This is a genomic window from Desulfovibrio sp. JY (genome assembly GCA_021730285.1).
Taxonomy (GTDB): domain Bacteria; phylum Desulfobacterota; class Desulfovibrionia; order Desulfovibrionales; family Desulfovibrionaceae; genus Solidesulfovibrio.
This window is the reverse complement of sequence record CP082962.1, coordinates 157,316-179,455: the sequence shown is the minus strand read 5'-3', so window position 1 is coordinate 179,455 and position 22,140 is coordinate 157,316. Positions and strand designations below refer to the sequence as shown.

At 59.2% G+C, this 22,140-nt stretch carries 17 protein-coding genes, 1 tRNA gene and 1 pseudogene; 13 read left to right on the top strand and 6 right to left on the bottom strand.

Annotation, left to right across the window (positions count from 1 at the left end; all coding sequences use genetic code 11):
• Positions 1–14 precede the first annotated feature (14 nt).
• A complete protein-coding gene (locus tag K9F62_00730; protein UJX41260.1) occupies positions 15–383 on the top strand; it encodes a response regulator in 369 nt (122 codons plus the stop codon).
• 41 nt (positions 384–424) lie between these two features.
• Positions 425–3,442 (top strand): Hpt domain-containing protein, encoded by a 3,018-nt coding sequence (locus K9F62_00725; protein ID UJX41259.1) that lies wholly within the window; start codon positions 425–427, stop codon positions 3,440–3,442.
• 88 nt (positions 3,443–3,530) lie between these two features.
• Here K9F62_00725 and K9F62_00720 read toward each other — a convergent pair whose 3' ends face one another.
• The 6 genes from K9F62_00720 to K9F62_00695 all read right to left on the bottom strand — a co-directional run bounded on the left by K9F62_00720 (position 3,531) and on the right by K9F62_00695 (position 10,856).
• A complete protein-coding gene (locus tag K9F62_00720; protein UJX41258.1) occupies positions 3,531–4,268 on the bottom strand; it encodes a cytochrome b5 in 738 nt (245 codons plus the stop codon).
• Entirely contained in the window at positions 4,265–4,699 is a 435-nt protein-coding gene (locus tag K9F62_00715; protein ID UJX41257.1) for a response regulator, read from the bottom strand. Before K9F62_00715 ends, K9F62_00720 begins: the two co-directional genes overlap by 4 nt.
• Positions 4,700–4,937: 238 nt before the next feature.
• A complete protein-coding gene (locus K9F62_00710) occupies positions 4,938–5,111 on the bottom strand; it encodes a hypothetical protein (protein ID UJX41256.1) in 174 nt (57 codons plus the stop codon).
• Positions 5,112–5,127: 16 nt separating this feature from the next.
• Entirely contained in the window at positions 5,128–7,329 is a 2,202-nt protein-coding gene (locus tag K9F62_00705) for a SpoIIE family protein phosphatase (GenBank protein UJX41255.1), read from the bottom strand.
• 36 nt (positions 7,330–7,365) lie between these two features.
• Complete coding sequence (locus K9F62_00700) at positions 7,366–9,552, bottom strand: ATP-dependent helicase (protein ID UJX41254.1); 2,187 nt, start codon at positions 9,550–9,552, stop codon at positions 7,366–7,368.
• Entirely contained in the window at positions 9,531–10,856 is a 1,326-nt protein-coding gene (locus tag K9F62_00695) for an alkaline phosphatase family protein (GenBank protein UJX41253.1), read from the bottom strand. Before K9F62_00695 ends, K9F62_00700 begins: the two co-directional genes overlap by 22 nt.
• An 87-nt stretch (positions 10,857–10,943) precedes the next feature.
• Between K9F62_00695 and K9F62_00690 the strand changes: the two genes are divergently transcribed.
• The 11 genes and pseudogenes from K9F62_00690 (at position 10,944) to K9F62_00640 (ending at position 22,114) form a co-directional block, all read left to right on the top strand.
• Positions 10,944–11,030, top strand: a tRNA-Leu gene (locus K9F62_00690).
• A gap of 151 nt (positions 11,031–11,181) precedes the next feature.
• Positions 11,182–11,805, top strand: coding sequence for an HAD family hydrolase (locus K9F62_00685; protein UJX41252.1), 624 nt, complete (start codon positions 11,182–11,184; stop codon positions 11,803–11,805).
• Between the two features lie 25 nt (positions 11,806–11,830).
• Entirely contained in the window at positions 11,831–12,841 is a 1,011-nt protein-coding gene (locus K9F62_00680) for a site-specific integrase (protein ID UJX41251.1), read from the top strand.
• Positions 12,842–12,865: 24 nt separating this feature from the next.
• The gene (locus K9F62_00675; protein ID UJX41250.1) at positions 12,866–13,270 is read left to right on the top strand and encodes an HAD hydrolase-like protein; all 405 of its coding nucleotides are present in this window, start codon (positions 12,866–12,868) and stop codon (positions 13,268–13,270) included.
• A 273-nt stretch (positions 13,271–13,543) separates the two neighbouring features.
• A complete protein-coding gene (locus tag K9F62_00670; GenBank protein ID UJX41249.1) occupies positions 13,544–13,882 on the top strand; it encodes a hypothetical protein in 339 nt (112 codons plus the stop codon).
• A gap of 305 nt (positions 13,883–14,187) precedes the next feature.
• Positions 14,188–15,117: a MipA/OmpV family protein gene (locus K9F62_00665; GenBank protein UJX41248.1), complete on the top strand. Its 930-nt coding sequence runs from the start codon at positions 14,188–14,190 to the stop codon at positions 15,115–15,117.
• Between the two features lie 365 nt (positions 15,118–15,482).
• Positions 15,483–16,931, top strand: a complete 1,449-nt coding sequence (locus K9F62_00660; protein UJX41247.1) for a sensor histidine kinase — start codon at positions 15,483–15,485, stop codon at positions 16,929–16,931.
• Positions 16,928–17,587, top strand: coding sequence for a response regulator transcription factor (locus tag K9F62_00655; GenBank protein UJX41246.1), 660 nt, complete (start codon positions 16,928–16,930; stop codon positions 17,585–17,587). The genes K9F62_00660 and K9F62_00655 overlap by 4 nt, the downstream gene beginning before the upstream one ends.
• A gap of 356 nt (positions 17,588–17,943) precedes the next feature.
• Complete coding sequence (locus K9F62_00650) at positions 17,944–18,348, top strand: efflux RND transporter periplasmic adaptor subunit (GenBank protein ID UJX41245.1); 405 nt, start codon at positions 17,944–17,946, stop codon at positions 18,346–18,348.
• Positions 18,243–18,977, top strand: a pseudogene (locus K9F62_00645) (efflux RND transporter periplasmic adaptor subunit). The gene K9F62_00650 and the pseudogene K9F62_00645 overlap by 106 nt, the downstream one beginning before the upstream one ends.
• 2 nt (positions 18,978–18,979) lie before the next feature.
• Entirely contained in the window at positions 18,980–22,114 is a 3,135-nt protein-coding gene (locus tag K9F62_00640) for an efflux RND transporter permease subunit (GenBank protein ID UJX41244.1), read from the top strand.
• Positions 22,115–22,140 lie beyond the last annotated feature (26 nt).

Here is a 22,140-nt window from a genome sequence, read left to right as displayed (position 1 = left end):
GAGGAGGTAGGTCGATGCCCAAGCATATCCTCATCGTGGACGACTCCAAGACCGTGCGCAACCTCGTGGCATTCATCATGCGCAAGGAAGGCTTCAAGGTTACCGCCGCCGAAGACGGTCTCGACGGTCTGGAGAAGCTCTACACCGATCCGCAGGTGGATCTGATTATCACCGACATCAACATGCCGCGCATGGATGGCATTACATTCATCAAGACCGTGCGCGAACAGGATGTATACCGGGACATCCCCATTGTGGTGCTCTCCACCGAGGGCGAGGAACGCGACATCCATGCCGGGCTTTCCATCGGGGCCAATTTGTATATGGTGAAACCCGCCCAGCCCGAAGTTATGGTGCGCAACGTAAAGATGCTTTTGGGGTAGAGCGACGTCCCGTCCGACGTCGATAGCCACGAGGTGCCTTGATGAACCAGGATTTCATGGACCCGGAACTTTTTGCCGACTTCATCGTGGAAGCGCGGGAACATCTCGAGACCATCGAGCCCAACCTTCTCGATTTGGAGCGCAACCCTGGAAACTTAAGTCTCCTCAACGACATTTTCCGCCCCATGCATTCCCTCAAGGGGGCTTCCGGCTTTCTTGGTCTCAATGCGATCAACGGGCTGGCCCACAAGGCCGAAAATATCCTTGACGAGTTGCGCAAGGGCAACATCGCCGTCACGCCCGAGATCATGGATGTGATCCTGGCGGCCACGGACCTGTTGCGCACCATGATCGAGAACCTGGAGCAGACCGGGGTCGAGGGCGAGGTGGACACCGCGCCGGTCATCGCCCGCATCGCGGCCCAGCTCGAAGGCGGAGCGCCGCACGTGCCCGAGGTGCCGCCCGCGCCGACCGATTTTCCGGCCGAGGATGTCGCCCCGCCCGAGCCGGCCGTCGCGCCGGCGCCCGAGCCCGAGCCCGCCCAGACCGCCCCGGCCGTCGCGTCCGAACCGGCCGCTTCCGGGCAAGCCGCCGCCGCCGCCGAGAAGATCGCCCGGTTTCTCGAAGAGTTGCCGCCCACCGGCACCGAGACCTACCAGCTGACGTCCATCGGCGAAGGCCATATGGCCGATTTCCTGGAAGAGGCCCGGGAAATCATCGAGCGTTTAAACGCCGCCCTGCTCGAACTCGAATCCGCCGGCGAGGGCCGCTCCGAAAGCATCAACGACATTTTCCGCTATTTCCACAACCTTAAGGGCAACAGCGGCATCATCGGGCACAAGGAATTAAACGCCCTGACCCACGAGGCCGAAACCCTGCTCAACCGGGTGCGCAAGGGCGAGATCGCCACCAGCCGGCCGATGGTGGACCTGCTTTTGGCTGTGGTCGATCAGGTCGAGGCGCTGGTCAGCAACATCGAGCCCGCCACGAGCATGGCCGCGCCGCTGGACATCCGGCCGCTGGTGGCCCGGCTCAAGCAGGCGACCGAAGACGGCGAGGTGTTCGAGCCGCCGACCGAAGCGACGTCCGCCCAGCCGGAAGACGCCGCCGAAGCCACCCCTGAAGCCGCTCCGGAAGCGCAGCCTGAAGCACCGGCCGGGCCTGAAGCGCCGGCCGCGCCCGAAGCCGCCGCCAAGGCGTCCGCCAAGCCCGCCGCCACCGGCTACGACCCGGAAGACGTGGCCGTTTTCGAGTCCACCATCGACCAGCAGATCGTGTACATGGGCCAGGCCCTGGCCGGGCTGGCCGAGAACCCCGACTCCAAGGACATGGTGGACGGGTTGTACCGCGCCCTGGTCACCATCCAGAATTCCTCGGGCTACATGGGGCTGTCCGACCTCAAGACCCAGGCCGAACGTACGGCCGGGCTCGTGGATCAGGCCCGCAAATCCGGCCTCTCCTTCGACATCCTGCTCGACATGCTGCGCCAGGAATGCTCGATTTTGGGCGACATGCTCACCGCCGCCCTGACGACGCTTCGCGGCGACAAGGCTCCGGCCGCGCCGGAGGCGGCGTCGCTGCCGGCCAGCGAACCGGCGCCCGCGCCCAAGGCCGAGTCCAAGCCGGTTCCCGCGCCGGAACCCAAACCGGAGCCCAAACCGGCGCCCAAACCTGCCGCCGCGCCCAAGCCGGAAGCCAAGCCCACGCCGCCTCCCGCCGCCAAACCCGCTCCCGAGCCGAAACCGGCGACCAAGCCCGCGTCGGCCCCCGCGCCGAAACCGGCGGCCAAGCCCGCCGCCCAGGCCGCGCCCCCCGCCCAGGCGAGCGAAGCCGGCGGCAAGCCCAAGGTGTCGGCCACCATCCGCGTGGACCATGAAAAGCTCGACCACCTGATGAACCTGATCGGCGAGCTCATCATCAACCGCAACCGCTTCGCCATGCTCGCCCGCTCCCTGGAAGAGGGCAAGAACGATGTGGCCCACATCGGCCAGCAGCTCACCGAAACCACCTATTCCATGGCGCGCATCTCCGACGATCTGCAAGACACGATCATGAAGGTGCGCATGGTGCCGGTCTCCACGGTCTTTTCCCGCTTCCCGCGCCTGGTGCGCGACCTGTCGCGTAAATCCGGCAAGGAAGTGAACCTCATCACCGAAGGCGAGGAAACCGAACTCGACAAGTCCGTGGTCGAGGTCATCGGCGACCCGCTGGTGCACCTGATCCGGAATTCCGTGGACCATGGCATCGAGACCGAGGCCGAACGCGTGGCCGCCGGCAAGCCGCCCGTGGGCCGGGTGTGGCTGCGGGCCTACCACCGGGGCAATTCGGTGGCCATCGAGATCGAGGACGACGGCAAGGGCATCGACCCGGTCAAGATGCGCGAAGTGGCGGTGAAAAAGAACCTCATGACGCCCGAGGAAGCCAAGGCCCTCGACGACCGCGACGCCATCGACATCATTTTCATGCCCGGCTTCTCCTCGGCCGAAAAAATCACCGACATTTCCGGCCGTGGCGTGGGCATGGACGTGGTGCGCACCAACATCAAGAATCTCAAGGGCACGGTCAGCGTCACGAGCGAGGTGGGCAAGGGCACCAAGTTCATCCTGTCCCTGCCGCTCACCCTGGCCATCATCGACGCGCTCATGATCGTGGTTGCCGGACAGGTTTACGCCCTCCCGCTCGATTCCGTCTCCGAGACGACCAAGATCGAGCTCAAGCGCATGACCGAGGTCAACAAGCGCAAGTGCGTGACGCTTCGCGGCGAGGTGCTCGGCATCGTGGAACTGGCCGAAGTCCTCGATTTGCCGCTGCAGGAGGGCGAGCGGGAGATCGCGCCCATCGTCATCCTCCAGGACAACGAGCGCCGCCTCGGGCTCATCGTCGACCGGTTGCTCGAGCGCCAGGAAATCGTCATCAAGCCGCTCGGGACCTACCTTTCGGAATTCGACATGCGCGGCATCTCCGGCGCGACCATCATGGGCGACGGCTCGGTGGTGCTCATCCTCGACCCGCACGAAATCTACATGATGTCCACCCCCGGCGTTCGCTCCAAGGGGTAGGGAGGAGAGGGGAAACGCCTCCGGCGGCCAGGGGGAAACTTTTTTCAAAAAGTCCCCTCCCCCGGAAAGCCTTCCCGCTTCTCCTCCCCTAGTCTTCGTGCGGCGGGAAGGTCAGGGCCGCGCCGAACCAGCCGATCAGCGAGACCAGCGGGAAAAGCGCCAGGACCACGATGATGAAGCCGAGGTGGCTGCCGGGGGAAGCGAGCAGGTCCGGGGCCTTGAGGTGGGCCACGAAGGCCCACAGCGCGGCCAGGAAGAGGATCGGGGTGGCGATGAGCTTGATGACGATGGGGCGGATGCGGGCGGCGGCGTAGTTGAGCCACCAGGTGAAAAGTCCGGTGACGATGGCCACCGGGGTGAAGACCACGGCCGCGCCGAGCAGCACGAGCAGGGCCGCGTCGAACCCGGCCCAGCCGGTGACCAGCGCCAGCACCAGGCACAGCGGGGCCAGCACGCAAAAGGCGATGGGGAAGTGCACGGTCATGGGATGGGGATGGCGCTTGAGCATGGGAAAGCGCTTCATGTACTTGGAAATCCAGGCCGGCACGCGGTCGGCCACGGGTTCCGGGGCCAGGGCCGGGGCTTCCAGCACGCCGACGCGGGGAAAGCGCGTGAGCAGGTCCGCGGAATGGGGGGCCTGGGCCAGGTCGAGGCCCATGTCCATGCCGGCATGGTGGCGATTCATGTGCTTGCCGTCTTTCCACCGTTTGCTGGCCGAAATGTCGTAGACCACGCCTTTGTAGGCCACGTAGGCGGGCTTGCCGTCGGTGCCGTCGTAGCCGGCCAGGTCCTGGGGCGTGAAACGTTTATCGGGCGTCTGGCTCATGCATCGCTCCTTGATGGCGCATGTGGGGGTGCGTCGATGAGGTCGAATTTGCGCAGTTCGTCGAGCACGGTGTCGCAGGTGAAGGGTTTGGCCAGAAAGGACATGGCCTGCCCCTGGAAAAAGGCGCGGTAGACGGTCTTGGCGTCGTCCTGGGCCGAGATCATGATGACCTTGGCCGCATCGGACGACGAGACGCCCTGCTGGTGTTCCAGGTGGCGCATGCCCTCCAGGGCCTGATGGCCGTCCATGCCGGGCATCAGGACGTCGACGAAGATGAGGTCATAGGGAGCGCCGGCGGAAAGCGCGCGGCCAAAGGCGGAAAGCCCCTCCACGCCGTTCCCGGCGGTATCGCAGGCGGCATAGGGGGACAGGATTTCCCGAAGGAAACAGGTGTTGACCGGATCGTCGTCGACGATGAGCGTTCGCAGCATGTGGCTTCCCGAAGCTGGCGGGCGTCCCGCCCACCTCGCCGGGAGACCCTAACACAACATGGCGTCGCGTCAACACAATCCACGAGAGTTGAAAGGGAAGTGCGGGGGGAGGGAATTCTCGAAAGCAACGTGCGAGAGGGGAATACCTGTAAAAAGGGCTGTAGCCCCTCTCGCGTTTTCCCTTTCCTCAATTTTTCCCTTGGGGGCATTTTGAGGGGAAGAGAGAGCCCGGAGAGGGTCACTTTTCCCCTTCGGGGCCGGCCGGGCGTCCGGCCAGGCCGCAATAGCCCGTATCCGGCCCGGCGGCGCGCCACATCATGCACATGGTTCCCTGGCAGAACTTCAGCTTGTCGTCGTGGGTGGTTAATAGCGGACAGTATTTGAACTTAGCTTCCTTTTCGGTCACGGGCATGGGGTGCGTCTCCTTTTTACGTCTGGTCGGTTACGGCGATGACCACCAGGGTCACGTCGTCGTCCAGGGGGCTTGCTCCCCGGAAGGCATCCATGGCGGCGAACAGGGCATCCAGGACGGCTTGCGCTCCGTCGGGGGCGGCTTTGGCCAGGATGTCGCGGGTGCGGTCCTTGCCGAACATCTCTCCGGCGGCGTTTTCGGCCTCCCACAGGCCGTCGGAGCCGATGAGGATGACCTGCCCCGGGGCAAGGTCCGCGGCGCCGGTTTCGAAACGGGCCTCCTCGGCCACGCCGAGCGCGATGCCCCGGGCGGTGAGCTCATCGATGCGCCCGGTCGCCGGATCGTAGCGCATGGCCGGATCGTGGCCGCCCCTGGCAAAGGTCGCCGCGCGGGCCGGCGCGTCGATCTCCATGTAAAAAAGGGTCATGAACCGGCCGGTGCCGTAGACGTCGCGGGTAAGCTCCCGGTTGACGTCGGCCAGAACCTCGCCGGGCGTGCCCGGACGCTTGGCCCGTGGGCGCAGGAGCGCCCGGGCCGTGGTCATGAGCAGGGCGGCTTCCAGGCCGTGACCGGACACGTCCCCCAGGGCGATGGCGAGGCGTCCGGCCTTTTCCCCTTCCAGGGGCAGGAAGTCGTAATAGTCGCCGCCGGTCTCGTCGCAGTAGCGGCTGGCCGCGGCGAGGGTAAGGCCCGGGATCTCCGGCGGGTTGGCCGGCAGCAGGCTGTGCTGGATCTCGCTGGCCAGCGCCATGGTCTCGATGAGGCGCACATGGGATTCGAGGCGCGGGGCCAGGGCGTTGAAAACGCGGCCCAACTCGCCGATCTCGTCGCGTGCCGTGGCGTCCACCCGGGCCTCGAAATCGCCATCGGCCAGTTTCCCGGCCGCGTCGGTCAGGGCCCGGATGGGGCGGGTGACGGCCCGGGAGGCGGAAAACGAGATAAAGACCAGGGCCAGCATGACGGCGACCACGATCACGGTGCCGAAGGTGAAAAGCCGCGTGATGCTGTCCTCGACGTCGTCGGCCACGGCCCGGGAAGCGGCCAGGACGTCGGTGACCGAGGCGATCTGCATGAGCGCCTCGCCCTCGGCCGTGCGAGCGTAGGCGGCCAGGGAGTCGCGGCCGTCATAGGTCAGGCGGCGTACGCCGGAGACGCCTTTTTCCACGTCCTCGGCCATGGCGGTAAGCGTTGCCGTATCCGGCGAGGGCAGGGGGGACGGCCTCACGAAGGTGTGCCAGCCATGGCCATGCTCCAGGTGCTTCTGGCCGGCTTCGATCATGAGCTCCGGCCGGCCGGCCGTGTCGCGGTCGCTTATGACCAGAAGCGACTGCACGCTGCCGGAAAAATGGCTCGGCATGCTGACCGAGGCGAGCAGGGCGTCGAGAGGGGTGAGAATGGCCGCGACGCCGACGGTCTCGCCGTCCGGGCCGGCGATGCGGCAGGATACGGCGACAGCGATGCGGCCCGTGCCCGGTTCCGTCTGGGGCGCGGTCCAGACCGGCCCGGGCAGCTCCATGGCGGCCTGATACCAGGGGGCGCGGGTGGGATCGAAACGCCTGGGCGCGCCGGCCAGAGCCGGATAGATGGCCATGAGCCCCGAGGAGAGGGCCGTTATCTGGAAATGGGCCAGACGGCCGGCCAGGGCGGCGATGCGGCGGCCCGGGACGAGCAGGCCGGCCAGCCGTCGCGTCTCGGGCGCGTCCTTCGAATCCCCGGCGGTCATGCCTGCAGGCAGCCGGAGCGTGATGCGGTCCGGGTCCACGGGAAGGGGCGTTTGCGTGCCGGCCGGGGACAGGCGGAAGTAGTCAGGCAGGTTTTCGAATCCGGCCGGGATGTCCGAGGGCGTTTGCGCGTCGTGGCTTCGCCCCATGCCCATGCTCATACCCATGCCCATGCTTGGTGGGGGGGCCTCGACCGTGACCACGTCGTCCGGGTCGGGCGCCGGGGGCTCGGGCGTGGCCAGGGCATTTTCGGCGGCAAGTCCCTGCATGGCCACGGCCACGGACAGGGTCTTGCGTCGGCTATCGAGCAGCCGGGCGTGGTCTTCCACCAGCCGTTGCAGCCGTGTTTCGGCCTCGGTCACGAGCTGGGCGGCCACGCGTTCGGCCAATTTGTCGGCAAGGTGCTGCAACGCGAACTGGCTGTTGGTGCGCAACAGCACGATCGGCGCAAGCGAAATGGCGGCCAAAAGCCAGAACAGTTTCCAGCGGATGCGCACGGGCGTCCTCGGGCTTGGCGGTCAAGGGTGGCGAGCCTAGGAAGCATCCTCCATTTCCAGGTAATCGGCAAGGATGACCTTGGGGCCGAAATCCGGGAAATTGACGCGGTACTTGCCGCCGTCGAGCAGGGCGATGATCTTGCCCCGGCCGAAAATCTTGTGGTGGCAGTAGCCCATCTTGCCGGGCGCGGCCGGGCGCGGCATGGGCGCGTCGTTCGCATTGGCCGGCCGGGCCGGTTGAGAAAGGCGGGACGGGTGGGAACGGACGGCCGAGGCCATGGCCGCGGGCGACGGGCAGGCGGCGAAAGCGGAGGTGGCGGCGCCGCCGAGCCGTTCCCGGCGTTCCGGCAGGGTCCCCGGGGGCAGCTCGCGCAGGAAAATGCTCGGCAGGGCCGGGGAACACCCCCCGGTCTGGCGCTGATAGGTGGTCTCCGGCGCAAAAAGGGTCAGGTGCTCCCGGGCCCTTGTGCAGGCCACGTATAACAGCCGGCGTTCCTCTTCCAGGTCCTCGGGCCGGGACAGGGCATGGCGCGAGGGAAAGCGCTCGTCGACCAGATCGATGACCAGCACGGCCGACCATTCAAGTCCCTTGGCCGAATGTACGGTGGACAGGACCACGTGGCCCTCGCGGGTCTTTTTGCGGTCCTCGTCCGGGTTTTCGAGCACAAGGTCGGCCAGCATGGCGTCGAGGTCGCCGTAGGCGGTGGCGATCTGTTGGAGCTGCTCCAGGCCGGCCTGCCGGCGGGGATAGTCCTCGGGGAACTTTTCGGCCAGAAGCGGCGCGTAGGCCTCGATGACGCGTTCCAGGAGCTGGGCCGGGGAGGGGGGCAGGGCGCGCAGGGTGTCGAGGAATTCGATCAGGCTGCGAAATTCCGCCGACTTGGCCGCCATCTTGCCGAGCACGGCCCGGTCGCCGGCCTGGATGGCGTTGAAGATCCTGGTCGCGGTCTTGGGGCCGATGCCGGGCACGAAGGCCAGAACCCGCGACCAGGCCGGGAAGTCGGCGGTGTTGCGCACCAGGCGCAGGTAGGACAGCACGTCCTTGACGTGGGCGGCGTCGGAAAATTTCAGTCCGCCGAACTTCTGGAAGGGGATGCCGGTTTTGCCGAGCTCCACTTCCAACGCGTAGGACTGGTAGCCGGCGCGAAAAAGCACCGCGATCTCGTGCAGGGGATAGCGGGCTGAAAGTTCCCGTATCTTGGCCGCGGCCATGGCCGCCTGGGTCAGGTCGGAAAAGGGCCGCAGGAGTTCGGGCTCGGGGCCGTCCTCGCAGGTGGTGAAGAGCTTTTTGTCGTACTTGCGGGTGGCGTTTTGCAAAATGGCGTTGGTCAGCGAAAGGATCGGCTGGGTGGAACGGTAGTTCTGCTCCAGCTTGACCACGACCGTCCCCGGAAAAAGCTCCGGGAAATCGAGGATGTTGTCCACGGTCGCCCCGCGAAAGGCGTAGATGGACTGGGCATCGTCGCCAACGGCCATGACGTTGCCTGAGGTGGGGGCGAGCAGGCGCGTCAGCCGAGCCTGGACCCGGTTGGTGTCCTGGTACTCGTCCACCATGACGTAGCGGTGGCGCTCCCGCAGGAACTCGAGCAGGTCCGGATGCTCGCGCAGGGTGCGCTCCAGGGTGAAAAGCAGGTCGTCGTAGTCGAGCAGGCGGTTTTCGGCCTTAAACGCCGTGTAGCGCTCGCCGATTTTGGCGATGTCCCCGGCATAAGAAAGCAGGTGGAAGGCCTCGCGCGAGAGCACGTCGCCGACCTCGAGCTCCTTGTTGCGGGCCTTGGACAAAAGCCCGAGCACCGCGCTTTTGCGGGGAAAGGACCGGTCGCCCTTGCCGATGCCGAGGGCGTCCTTGGCCTGGCCCAGGATGTCCTCGGAGTCGGCCTGATCGAGCACGGTGAAGCCGTCGGGAAAGCCGGCCGCGGCATGAAAGCGCCGCAGCGTGGCAAAGGCGAAGGCGTGAAACGTGCCGCCGGACACGCTGGCCACGCCGCTTGGGCCCATGGCTAAAAGCATCCCGGCCCGGGTCAGCATCTCCTGGGCGGCCTTGCGGGTGAAGGTCAAAAGGAGGATGGACGCCGGGTCCACGCCGCCGGAGACCAGATGGGCCAGCCTGTAGACGATGGTGCGGGTCTTGCCGGACCCGGCACCGGCGATGACCAGCATCGGGCCTTCGGTGGTCAGAACCGCCTGGCGCTGGGCCGGGTTCAAATCGTGTTCGAAATCCATGCCGGCTCGTTTTGCTCGGGAAGATTGAAGAAATCGGCCACGAGGCGTCCGGCCTCGGTGGTGGTGGCCGGGCGCGCGCCCGCCGTATCGCACCAGATGGCCCCGTGCGCGCTGTGACAGCCGGTGCGGCCGAAGCGGCCGAAGATTTCCGATCGGTCGAACTTGCCGGTCAGGCTCATGCCCGGCCGGCCCACGCAGACGAGATTGGGCGCGCGGCGCAGTTGCGGGCCGTCGTAGATTTCCTCGGCCAGATGCACCGCCTCCATGACGGGCTTGCCCTTGTAGGTGAGGGCAACAAGCTCGTCGCGCAGCTCCCGGGCCAGCTTTTCGGCCACATGCTCATGGAAGACGCCCCGGGCGAAGCGCTCCTTGATGTTGATGTAGATGCGGCCCGGGTCAAGGGCGAAGGCGGCGGTCTGGTGCGGGGCGATGCGGGCATCCCATTCGTTGGCGGCTCCGGGATGTGTCTTGAGCAGTCCCCTCCCGGCCAGCCAGACGTTGAGGTCCACCTCGGTCACAAGTTCGGTGAAGCCGTGGTCGGCCAGGACGATCAGCCGTTTTTCGCCGGGCAGGCTGTCGTAGCGGTCGAGCAGATGGCCAATGGCCTTGTCCCATTCGACGAGCAGGTCGAGGGCGGGGCCATGCAGTGTGTGTTCGGGATGGGCCACGGCCGGGAAGAAGAAGTGGAAGAGCCGGTCGGTCTCGGTCAGGACAAACATGCAGAAATCGAAGTCGCCGCCGGCCCAGAGCATGTCCAGAGCGGCCCGGCGCGAGGCCAGGGTCTGCCGCAGCCCCCGGGCCAGACCGTCGAAGTCGGCCGAGCCTTTGGACGTGTCGGCCTCGATGCGGTAGCCGGCCAGGCGCAGGTTGTTGGCCAGTTCGGGCGGATAGACGGCCCGGGAAAGATCGGTTTCGGGAAAACCGGCGATGATCGCGCCATTGAGCGGTTTGACCGGCGCCGCGCAGGGGAAATTGATGATCTTGGCCGTGAGCCCCACGGCGCTTAGGCGGTCGGGAAGGGTGGGGACGCGGATGGCCGTGGCGTCGAGCGGCCCCAGCGTGTAGGCGGCCGGGTCGATGCCGACGAAGCCGAAGACGCCGTGGCGGCCGGGGTTGGCGGCGGTTGTGAACGAGGTCCAATTGACGGGCGAGAGTTCGGGCAACTCGGCCTCGATGGTGGCTGGATGGAGTGCCAGGACACGTTCGAGGTTGGGGAGCCTGCCGGTTGCGGCCAGGGCTGTGGCCAGATCGAGGGGCAGGCCGTCGAGTCCGAGGACGACGAGGCGTTTGCGGTCGTGCGGCATGGGGGGAGTGGTAGCAGAAACGCGGTGGGAAGGCTATGGTATGAATTGACGCGACGTGGGCTCATGAGGCAAATAAGTCGTTTGCGTGCCCGAGTGGCGGAATTGGTAGACGCCAGGGACTTAAAATCCCTTGTTCTTCGGGACGTGCCGGTTCGATTCCGGCCTCGGGCACCAATAATTTTAATGGGTTACTGATTCAGTCGGTAGCCCATTTTTCGTTGTCTTGATTTTTTGCTCCAATTTTGCTCCACTCGCTTCGGAAAATGACCCATGGATTCCCGTCCGGAAAACCCTTTTGGTTCATGGTCATGCCCGGGAGACGTGCATGGAGCCACAGCAAATCAAAGGCGTACTTTTCGACGCCTTCGGCACCTTGTGCCGCATCGAATCCCCCCGGCTCCCTTACCGCTCGATCATGAAGCGATGGGGGAACGGGGCGGCCGATTGCTACCAAGCCATCATGACGCGCGATGCTTCCTTGGCGGAGCTCGCCAGGGAAGCCGGGTTGTCCCGGGAGGAAACCGCTCTCCTTGAAGCGCATGTGGCCGAGGAAACGGACTCCATGCGTCTTTTTCCCGAGGTGCCGCAAACTCTCCAGACGCTCCGTAGGCTTGGCGTCAAGATCGCGGTGGTCTCCAACCTCGCCAAGCCCTACGGCGCGCCGTGTCTTGAGCTCCTGTCCTTTGAGCCGGATGTTTGCGCTTTTTCCTATGCGGTTGGCGCACGCAAGCCCGAGGCGCCGATCTACCGGTATGCCTGGGAGGGGCTTGGCTGTGCCCCCGGCGAACTCCTCATGGTCGGCGATTCGCTGCAAAACGACTATCAGGCTCCCCGCGATCTTGGGCTTCACGCTTTATGGCTCAATCGAAAGGCCGACTCGCTTGAGGGCGAAAACGGGCATGTTGTCCATACCCTTCAGGGCATTCTTGGCTACCTGGGTATCGGTTGAAATTCGACTTTTCCAAGGAGGCAGCATGGCAACCATACGCAAACGCGGTGCAGCGCAGTGGGAGGCCCGGATTCGCAAGCGGGGCTATCCCACGACGTGCAAAACCTTTGACACCAAAGTGGAAGCCGAAGCCTGGGCCAAGGACATCGAAACGACCATGAACAAGAGCCTCTTCGTGTCCGCCAAGGAGGCCGAGCAATATACACTTAGCGAGTGCCTTGAGCGCTACATTGAGGAGTATATCCCGCGCCTGAAGCACGCCAAACGGGAAACCGACCGGGCCAGGTTCCTCCAGAAGCGGACCATCGCCCATCGGATCATGGCCACCATCCGCGCCCGGGACATTGCCGACTTCCGGCGAGAACGCGAAGCCGAAGGCGTGAGCGGCAACACCATACGCCTGGATTTCGCTCTGCTCTCCAAGCTCTTCAACTACGCCCGCTCGGATTGGGGTATGGAAAGCCTGCAAAACCCCGTGGAGCTGGCCGCCAAGCCTAGGCCAGCCAAAGGCCGCGAACGACGCCTGGAGGAGGGCGAGGAAGAGCGCCTCTTGGCTGCGGCTGCGCCCAGGTTCAGGCCGGTCATCCTTTTTGCCCTGGAAACCGCCATGCGCCGGGAGGAAATCGCCAGCCTACACTGGAAGAACGTCAATATTCGAGGGCGATACGTCCTCTTGCCCGAAACCAAGAACAGCGAGGCCCGGACAGTCCCCCTTGCAGAAGGGGCCTTGGCTGTCCTGCGCGAGCTGCCCCGGAGCTTGGACCAGGGGCCTGTGTTTGGCCTCTCGGCGGATCAAATAACGGCGTCAATGAAGTATGCGTGCAAGAAGGCAAAGCTTGAAGACCTACGCTTCCATGATCTGCGGCACGAAGCCACTAGCCGTTTTTTTGAGCTTACGGACTTGGATGTGATGGAAATCAAGGCTATTACCGGACATAAATCCCTGCAAATGCTGGCGAGGTACACGCATTTGCGCACGGCGAACCTTGCGGCGAGACTGGATGGCGCGAAGCGCGGAGAGGTCAAACGCTTTTAACTCTATTTGGGACTAGCGATCTGAATGTGTGCCTTCCGGACGCTCCGGGAGTATGGTGTTAAGATCGCGGAGGTCTCCAATCTCGCCCAGCCCTATGGCGTGCCACTTCTCAAGCTCCTTCCCCTTGAGCCTAATGTTCGGGCCTTTTCTTACGAGGTCGACGCACGGAAGCCAGAAGTGCCCATCTACCGGTATGCCTGGGAGGGCCTTGGCTGCGCCCCTGACGAGCTCCTCATGGTTGGTGAATCGCTACAACACGACTATCAGGCTCCCCGCAATCTCGGGCTTTTCGCCTTATGGCTCAATCGAAAGAACACCTCGCACCAGAGTGATAAGGGGCAGATCGTCCATTCTCTCCAGGTCCTCCTCCACTCCTTGACCCGCCATTTTGAACGATATTCAAGCGATCCCCCAGTCTCAGGTTGGTAAAAAACGTTGTCGGTGATGGTTAATGCCTTTGATCCGATGACTCTGTGGATATCGCAGCAGCAAGAAATATGGTCCGATAATGGCCATGGAGAGTCCTGTTGCGAGCGCAGTAACGCCCTCGCCTCGACGGTGTGTGTCAGGGCCATGCCATCGCTCCTCCGCGTTGCCCGCTATCTGCGATTCACCGCTATATCTCCGACTTAAGGCTGATGCACGAATAAAAATGAGTTTATAGAACGAGGGTATTCATCAACCATAAGCTCTGGAGTTTTTATGAAAAAAGCAGAATCATTCAAAAAGTATAATACACTTTCATCAATATTTTCGATTTCGCTTATCGTCATTCTCGCATTTCTTGCAGTCAATAATGAGGATGTGGGGGAAATTTACTATCCTGGGCAGTATGTCTATGCTGAACAAAAAAATTACTCCGCAACTGAGGAGGTGAACCAACATCAAAAACAGCAATATGAATATAATTATGCCATAGAAGCATGCGATCTTGAAACATATCTATTATGCATGGAGCAATTTTATAGCATATTCCCGCTGGAATGGACGTGCCCTGTCTTTGTCATGCTGCCTGATATACTGGATCAAATGCTTGAATAACGTTTCAATTGTGTGGCTGACGCTAACATTTGCCACGCTTGGGATGAATTCGTGGAGCCGGATCGCAGCCTGCTTCGGGCTAGCGCATGTGTCGGTGGTAACAAGAAGTGTCGGTTGCCTCTGCTTGTGCGCCTGGGCACACTTTCAGGAGGCAAGGCAAATTCCGGTAAAGATCTTTGAAACCAGCGTTCGCCGGCAGTCCGATTTTTGAGGCCCACCGCTGTATCTCCGACTTAAGGCTGATGCGCAAATAATGAATGCTCATAGGATGGGGGCACTTCTCAACCCCAAACCAGGGAGCTATTGTGATAAATCGCAAACAATCTAAAATAGTTATAGTGATTTTGTGGGCATGTTTCATCGCGCTCGCGTCCCCATTCCCATTCTTTGCGGCCAAGAGTGCGAGGGCAGAAGAACTCCGTTATCCTGAGCAGCAGGTCTTTCCTGAGCAGCAGGTCTCTCCAGCCGAAAATTCTATGCAAAAGCCGTCAGGACAGCAAGACGACTGGAAAATTACCCTGGGCGTTGGTACTATGTACAAACCAGCGTTCCTTGGCTCCAAAGATTATCAGATGATGGCTTTTCCGGACATCAAGATTGAATATAAGGATCGATTCTTTGCCTCGCTCTTTGGCGTTGGCTACAAAGTCATCTGTAATGATGTGTGGAGCATAGGGCCGATTGTCAAGCTTGATTTTGGCCGCACAGAGAACGACGATAATCCTTTTCGCATTGCAGGTGAAAAGACGCATGCGCTGAGAGGTCTCGGCAATGTGGATGCGACAGTAGAGCTTGGTGGATTTGTCGAATATAATATTGGACCGTTCACCTATCAGCTTGAAATGCGCCAGGGTGTTGGTGGTCACCAAGGGTTTATCATAGAAACAGGCTTCGATTTCAGAGGTTTCATAGATAAGCCTGGGAAGCCAATTATGTATTCTGTTGGACCTCATTTAACTTTTGCAGATTCAAACTATAATAATGCATATTTTGGTATAACAAGAAGCCAATCGATCAATTCCGGACTTTCCAGGTATGATGCGACTGCCGGGGTGGTTTCATATGGCATCGGAGGCTTCGTTGTGGTGCCGCTGTCCGATGCTCTATCAGTTGGCGTTTTTGGTGGTTATGACCGGTTGGCCAACGGGGTGGCAGACTCGCCTCTTATAAAAAAGCGTGGTGACCCGAACCAATTCATGGGCGGTTTGCGGCTTTCTTATGAGTTTGGGTATTGACGTCAAACTATGCCCTGAGATGGATGCGAAACTTTTAAAGGTATGGAGTTGTGTGATTTGGATATGACTGCGGCATTTCTTTCTTTGCTTGGGTTCGGTTAAAGCCAGGGCCACGCGTAAGGTGTGGACCTGGCGGCGTTAAAAAAAACCGGAGACCAACGTTTATGTTGCGGTGGTGGTCGAGGTGCGCAAGCGGTATGACGCTTTCCTCAGGGAGACGAAGAGCTGAAAGCAGTCACTCGGCAATGATTTAGAGTCGGATCGACAATTCGAAATGCTCTCTTACGACTCCATCATGAAGGTGATCCATAGTGCTTCGACCATCCCGCTCACTCCAGCTTGCAATTCATTTCCGGAATAAAATGATGAAGAAGTTGCTCAATTTCTGTCCTGCTTTTATGAAACGTTTATGGTTTCAACTTGCTCTAAGCTACACGCTGCTCGCTTATTGCGCAATGACGGTACTTATTGTGATGTTCTATGGTCTCGATGATTACCATGACTTCCGTGCTACCATCACCCCGGAAAATGTTGCGAAAGTGGTTGCAAGCGAAAAACTGACTGTCGCACAGGGTATGCGTGGTGGCGTTAACACGGAATGGCTGGACAAGGCGCGGGACAATATTCGTGATAAATTGATCAACATCGAACATGGTAGCGATAATGCAATCTATCGCGTCACAAGTTCCAGTCTTCCGGAGGTGTATATCCAGATTGTTGATATGCATGATCGCCTTGTGCTGTCTGACCCCGTCGATCTTCCAAGTGAAGTGGCAGTTTACTTCGCCGCACAAAAAAAACTGACAACCTCGACGAGCAGCGTCAAATGGTTGGTGAAAAATGGACCAATCTGGGTGGATATTCCTATAATGGACAGCCATGGCAACGTCGTTGCTCGTTTGCGCGTCTTGTATATCGCCAGGTTCAATCTCTGGGTGCAACTTCAAAGCATCCTTGCTTTTTTGCGTTTTACCTGGGGACCTCTATTTTTGTGCTCTGTGCCAATCGGTATCATCTGCGGCTTGGTGGCTTCCCGTTATGTAACACGTCAATTGCAAAAGATAAATACGGTAACGGAAAGTTGGCGGCAAGGCAATTTCGATCCGCGAATAGCACTTCCTAATGACGATGTATTCATCCGGCACAGCCAGTATCTCAATGTCATGGCCCAGGATTTAGAAATGTATTTCAGTTTGAAGCAGCACCTTGCCGTGAGTGATGAACGCAACCGTGTGGCTAGAGAATTACACGATACAGTAAAACAGAATCTGTTTGCGCTTGGACTGCAGTTGGCAACAGCAAAGTCCAAACCAGCCGTTATGGAAGCTGCCCGCGAGCATATTCTTGAGGCGGAAGTCCTTACCCGGGAAGCTCAGCACGATTTGATGGAAATCATCACACAACTACGTCCTGCTGGAACCAACGATGTTTCGCTTTACGATCGTATCATGAGGATCAGCGCTGATTTTATGCGACGCTTCGGCGTGAATATCGAAATTAGTATTTATGATTCCGCTCAATTCAACGCCTACACCGAGCATCACGTGCTTCGGATCGTGCAGGAATCGTTAATGAACGCTATACGTCACGGAAAGGCGTCGCAAATCGAGATTGCAAGCAATATAGACCGCGAAGTCGTCACGTTACGAATTAGCGATAATGGAATTGGTTTTGACAGAAGCAAGAAAACGGATGGATTCGGCCTGACCTCCATGCGCGATCGAGTCCGTAGTCTGCCGCACGGAACATTTGAAATCAGAAGCTCCATTGGTGTTGGAACCGAAATAATACTTTCATGGAAAATCGAATCATGAACGAAAAGATTACACTTATTTTGGCTGACGATCACGCCATGGTTCGCAAGGGCCTCACTGCTTTCCTGGCGACCGCCCAGGATATAGATGTGCTGGATGTTGCGGAATGCGGCGCTGAAGTGGTGGCAGCGGCCAAGAAGCATGCGCCAGACGTGGTGTTGCTTGACTTGTTTATGCCTGATCAACCGGCGGTTGATACCGTGCGCCAGATTAAAAAGGTCAGTCCACGCAGCCAGATTATTATGGTTACATCGCATGAGGGTGATGACTATGTCGTGCCGATGACACAGGCTGGGGCACTTTCCTACATTCTGAAAGACACTACCCCGGAAGATCTTATCCGGGCGGTGCGGAAAGCGGCGGTAGGAGAAAGTACGTTAAGTCCACGCATTGCCAAGGCACTTGTAACGGTCGTCACGCGGGCGCGTGCGGCAAAAACGCCAGGAGGGCAATCCCACGAGGATTTGACCGATCGCGAGATGGAAGTACTGCAATGCATCGCGGAAGGATTGTCGAATATAAATATTGCTACACGTCTCAATATCTCGGAAAAAACCGTAAAATCGCATGTCAGCAATCTTTTAAGCAAACTGTATTTGACCGACCGCACCCAGGCCGCCGTGTATGCGTGGCGGGAAGGTATCGTAAAAAAGTAATCTCCTGTCATCCTCAAGACCGATGCACAGCGTGACAAACCACGTAGAAAGGTGAGGTGTTCTCGAAGAGACCTGTACGAATCCTATGTCCGGTGTCGGTGCAATGCATGGGACGGAGAAATTGTAGCCGTCCCACAGCACTGCCGGGGTACTGAAGAAACCTATTCAGAGAATAGACACGTCGCCAACAGCGCATCGGAACATGCAAGGTCACTGCTTAAGTAGTAGATCAAGGATAGTATTGCTGCGAAAACTATAGCGAAGGATGCGCTGAAAGCAGATGCCTCCATCGCTTGTTGGCTGAACGGACACGGGCTCTCACCGGCGCATCTGTCCCCACAAGATCGAGAAATCAAATGAAAAAATGCGTCCTCCTGTTAGTCCTTGGTGCAGTACTGCTTTTGGGTGCTGTCCCATTGCTTAAAGAAGAAAGCCATCCTTCGCGGAGAGCCGCAGCCACACTGAGCGTCACTGTTGTCAGACCACGGCAAGGCAGTATTGCCGAAACAATTTCGGCGACAGGCGTAACCGTTCCCCGCGAAGAGCTACAGGTCACGTCCATGCTTTCCGGCGTCAAGGTTCTCGAAATTTTGGCTGAAGTGGGGAGTCGCGTCAAAAAAAACCAAAAATTGGCGGTTCTGGATAGCGATTCCCTAAAAACCAAGTTGCGCAGCTCAAAAGCACTTATGAATGCGCGCGCGATGCTTTTCTCCGTGTGGATGAAATTAAGGATACCGGGGCAGTCAGTAAACAGCTTGTGAGGGAAAAACGCACCGATATGCAGGTTGCCCAAGCAAAACTCGATGACGCTGAACTCAACCTGAAGCACTGTACGCTCTCTGCCCCGGAAGCTGGCGTGATTTTTGAACGCAACGCGGTCATTGGCGGACTGGTCAATGGCAGCGAGCCATTGTTTCGTATTGCCCGGCACGATGAAATCGAGATGGAAGCAATGGTTCCTGAATCTCATTTAACTGCGCTTCGGGTCAATCAGCCCGTTTCTGTCTTCCTTACGGGTGAGGACTCTTCCATCCTGGGAACAATTCGTCTCATAGCACCACGAGTTGATAACGCGAAGCGCATGGCAACTATACGCATCCGGTTGCAAAGCACGCATCCGATCCCAGTGGGCCTGTTCGCCACAGCACGTATTCAACAACCTGGGCACGAAGGTATGCTGTTGCCCAAAACAGCTCTTCAACAGGATAGCGTTGGTGATTTTGTGTGGATTCTTGACGCCGAAAACAAAGGAGAACGATTGCCTGTCAACGTGATCTTGTTTGGAGACGCACAGGTGCTGGTCGACACTCTTCCGCCAGATTCCCGCGTGATCGCTCGCGCCGGTGCATTTGTAAAGGAAGGTGACCAGGTGCTGGTCGTGGAGAATTAATGATGTCCGAATATCGCAGCAAGAGCTTTTCCACCTGGGCCATTCGAAATCCCATTCCGTCGATTGTGCTTTTTCTCATCCTGACTGTAGCGGGGCTGGTCGCCTACGTGAAGATGCCGGTCAATAACATGCCTGCGTTGGTTGTTCCGATGGTGAACGTCCATATCCTCCAGCCAGGAGCCACAGCCACGGAAATGGAAATGCAAATTACCAGGAAAGTGGAAAGTGCGCTTGCCGCATTACAAGGAGTTAAGCATATAACCTCCACTATTTCTGAAGGAGTGTCGCTTAGTTCCGTTGAATTCCTTCTGGGGACGGGAGTTGACCGTGCGGTCAATGATACCCGCGATGCGATTGCCAATATTCGCGACCGGCTCCCGAAATCGATTTTGGAGCCGCAAGTGCAGCGGATGGACATGGATGGTGGGGCAATCCTGGTGTATACGCTTGAAGCTCCCGAAATGCGCCCCGAAGAAGCAAGTTGGTTTATTGACGATTTCCTGAGCCGCGAGCTGATGGGCGTTGGCGGCGTGGCCAGCGTGCAGCGGCAGGGAGGCATGAATCACGAGATAACCCTCACCCTTGACCCTGCCAAACTCATGGCGCTGGGCGTTTCCGCGGCGGATATCAGTCGGGCCTTGGCGCAAACCAATGTGGATTTACCGGGCGGGCGCATCACCCTCTCCGGCACGGAATACGCCTTGCGGACTCAGGGAAATGTCAAAACCGTTGAACTCCTGAGAGAAACGCGCTTGGCGCTGACGAACGGGCATGCTCTGCGACTGGGCGATGTCGGCACAGTGACTGACGGGGGGGCGCAAGCGCGTACGGTCACCAAGTTGGACGGAAAACCTGTCGTCACCTTCCAGATTTTCCGAAGCAAGGGCGCCAGCGAGGTCGATGTGGCCCGCAAGGTGGAAGCGAAGCTCGCCGAAATCTCGGCTAAGCGTAGCGACGTGCACTTTCGCCCGATTTTCTCGCTTGTGACCTTCACCGAAAACAGCTTTCAGGCCACGCTTTCGAATTTCGCGGAGGGCGCCGCGCTGACGATCCTGATTGTCTTTCTTTTCTTGCGCGACAAACGGGCCACGCTGATTGCGGCAACAGCCATCCCGCTGTCCATTCTCCCCACTTTCCTGGTCATGTATTGGCTGGGATTTTCGCTGAACACCGTGAGCCTGCTGGCAATCTCACTGGTCACCGGAGTCCTCGTGGATGATGCCATCGTGGAGATTGAGAACATCCATCGGCACATGCGCAAAGGCCACAGTCCCTACGACGCGGCCATCATAGCCGCCGATGAAATCGGCCTTGCCGTGATCGCCACCACTCTCGTGATATGCGCCGTGTTCGTACCGGTGAGTTTCATGCCCGGAATATCCGGGCAGTTTTTTATCCAGTTTGGCCTTACCGTGGCGATCGCCTCGTTTTTTTCCTTGCTGGTCGCACGGCTGCTCACGCCGATGCTTGCCGCCCATCTTCTTGAGACGCCTGTGCACCGTGACGCACCGCCCAGTCAGTGGCTGCTGCGGTATCATCGCCTTGTCAACTGGACGCTGGACCACCGACTTCAAACGATGGGACTCGCTTTTCTGAGCATGGTATTCGCTTTCGGGATGATTCCATTTCTGTCGCGGGATTTTATTCCCTATGAGGATTTCTCCCAATCCCGTCTGACGCTGGAATTGCCCCATGGCGCTACGCTTGGACAAGTCGATTCCGCCGCGCAGCGTGCGGTGGCAATACTGAAGAAACAGCCCGAGATCGAATATGTTTTAACCAACATCGGGAGTAATTCTACCAAGATGGGTGGGGTTGACGGCCCGAATGCCACGAGCGGTAGCGGCATTAATGTGGCAACGCTCGACGTGAAGCTTGTGCCGCCTGACAAGCGCACCCTCGATCAACGCGCACTTGAGGCGCGTCTTCTGCCAGAGTTGCAAGCCCTACCCGACATGCGGATTAATTTTGAGAAGTCGTCAGGAGAAAAGGATATATCTATTACACTGGTAAGTGACAACGGCGAGGCCCTTACCAAGACTGCCGAGGCTTTGGAGCGTGAAATGCGAACAATTCCCGAGATGCACAGCATCAGCACAACCGCAAGCCTGACGCAGCCGGAAATCATAATTACGCCCAATTTTGCCAAGGCCGCACAACTTGGCATCTCCGTGCAGGCCATCAGTGAGGCCATTAATATCGGCACCATCGGTGATATCGAGGCGAATCTTGCCATGTTCAATTATGGCAACCGGCAAATTCCCATCCGCGTAAGCCTGCCCAAAGACTCCCATCAATCCATAGATATGCTCAAGAACTTAAAATTACCGACTGCTCAAGGTGGCAATGTGCCGCTCTCTGCAGTTGCAAGCATCACCTTCGGCCGTGGCCCAACGACTATCCAGCGCTATGACCGCCAGCGCCGGATTGCGCTGGAGGCAAACTTGAAAGGTATTGCACTGGGTGCGGCGTTGGACAAGATTCATGCGCTTGCGGCCATGAAAGAAATGCCTGCGAACGTTACAATACAGCAGTCAGGTGATGCCGAAATGATGGAAGAATTATTCGCTAGTTTTGGACTGGCGATTGGCACAGGCCTTCTTATGGTCTATGCGATCCAGGTGCTTCTTTACAAAGATTGGATACAGCCATTTACGCGCATGGCCGCATTGCCGCTTTCCATTAGCGGCGCGTTTGTTCTTTTGTTCATAACCGGCACGGATTTTTCGATGCCTGTCCTGATTGGCATGCTCATGCTGATGGGTATTGCCGACAAAAATTCCATCCTGTTGGTGGATTGTATGCTCGAATTGATGAAAAAAGATCATCCCAGACGAGATGCAATCGTTGAAGCCTGCATGATGCGTGTCCGGCCAATACTCATGACCTCGTTTGCAATGTGCGCCGGAATGCTGCCGATAGCGCTACAACTAGGTCTGGACACGGCTTTCCGCACGCCGATGGCTATTGTGGTGATTGGCGGTTTGATATCATCCACGGTGCTGAGTCTTGTCTTCGTGCCTGTAATGTTTAGTTATGTGCGAGATTTTGAAAATTGGCTGCGACCTAAGGCAAAGATAGTTGTTTCACCAACCAACAACGCAGCCGACTCCATATCGGAGAGGCGTCTTGCATGATAATATGTTGCCATCAAACACAATAC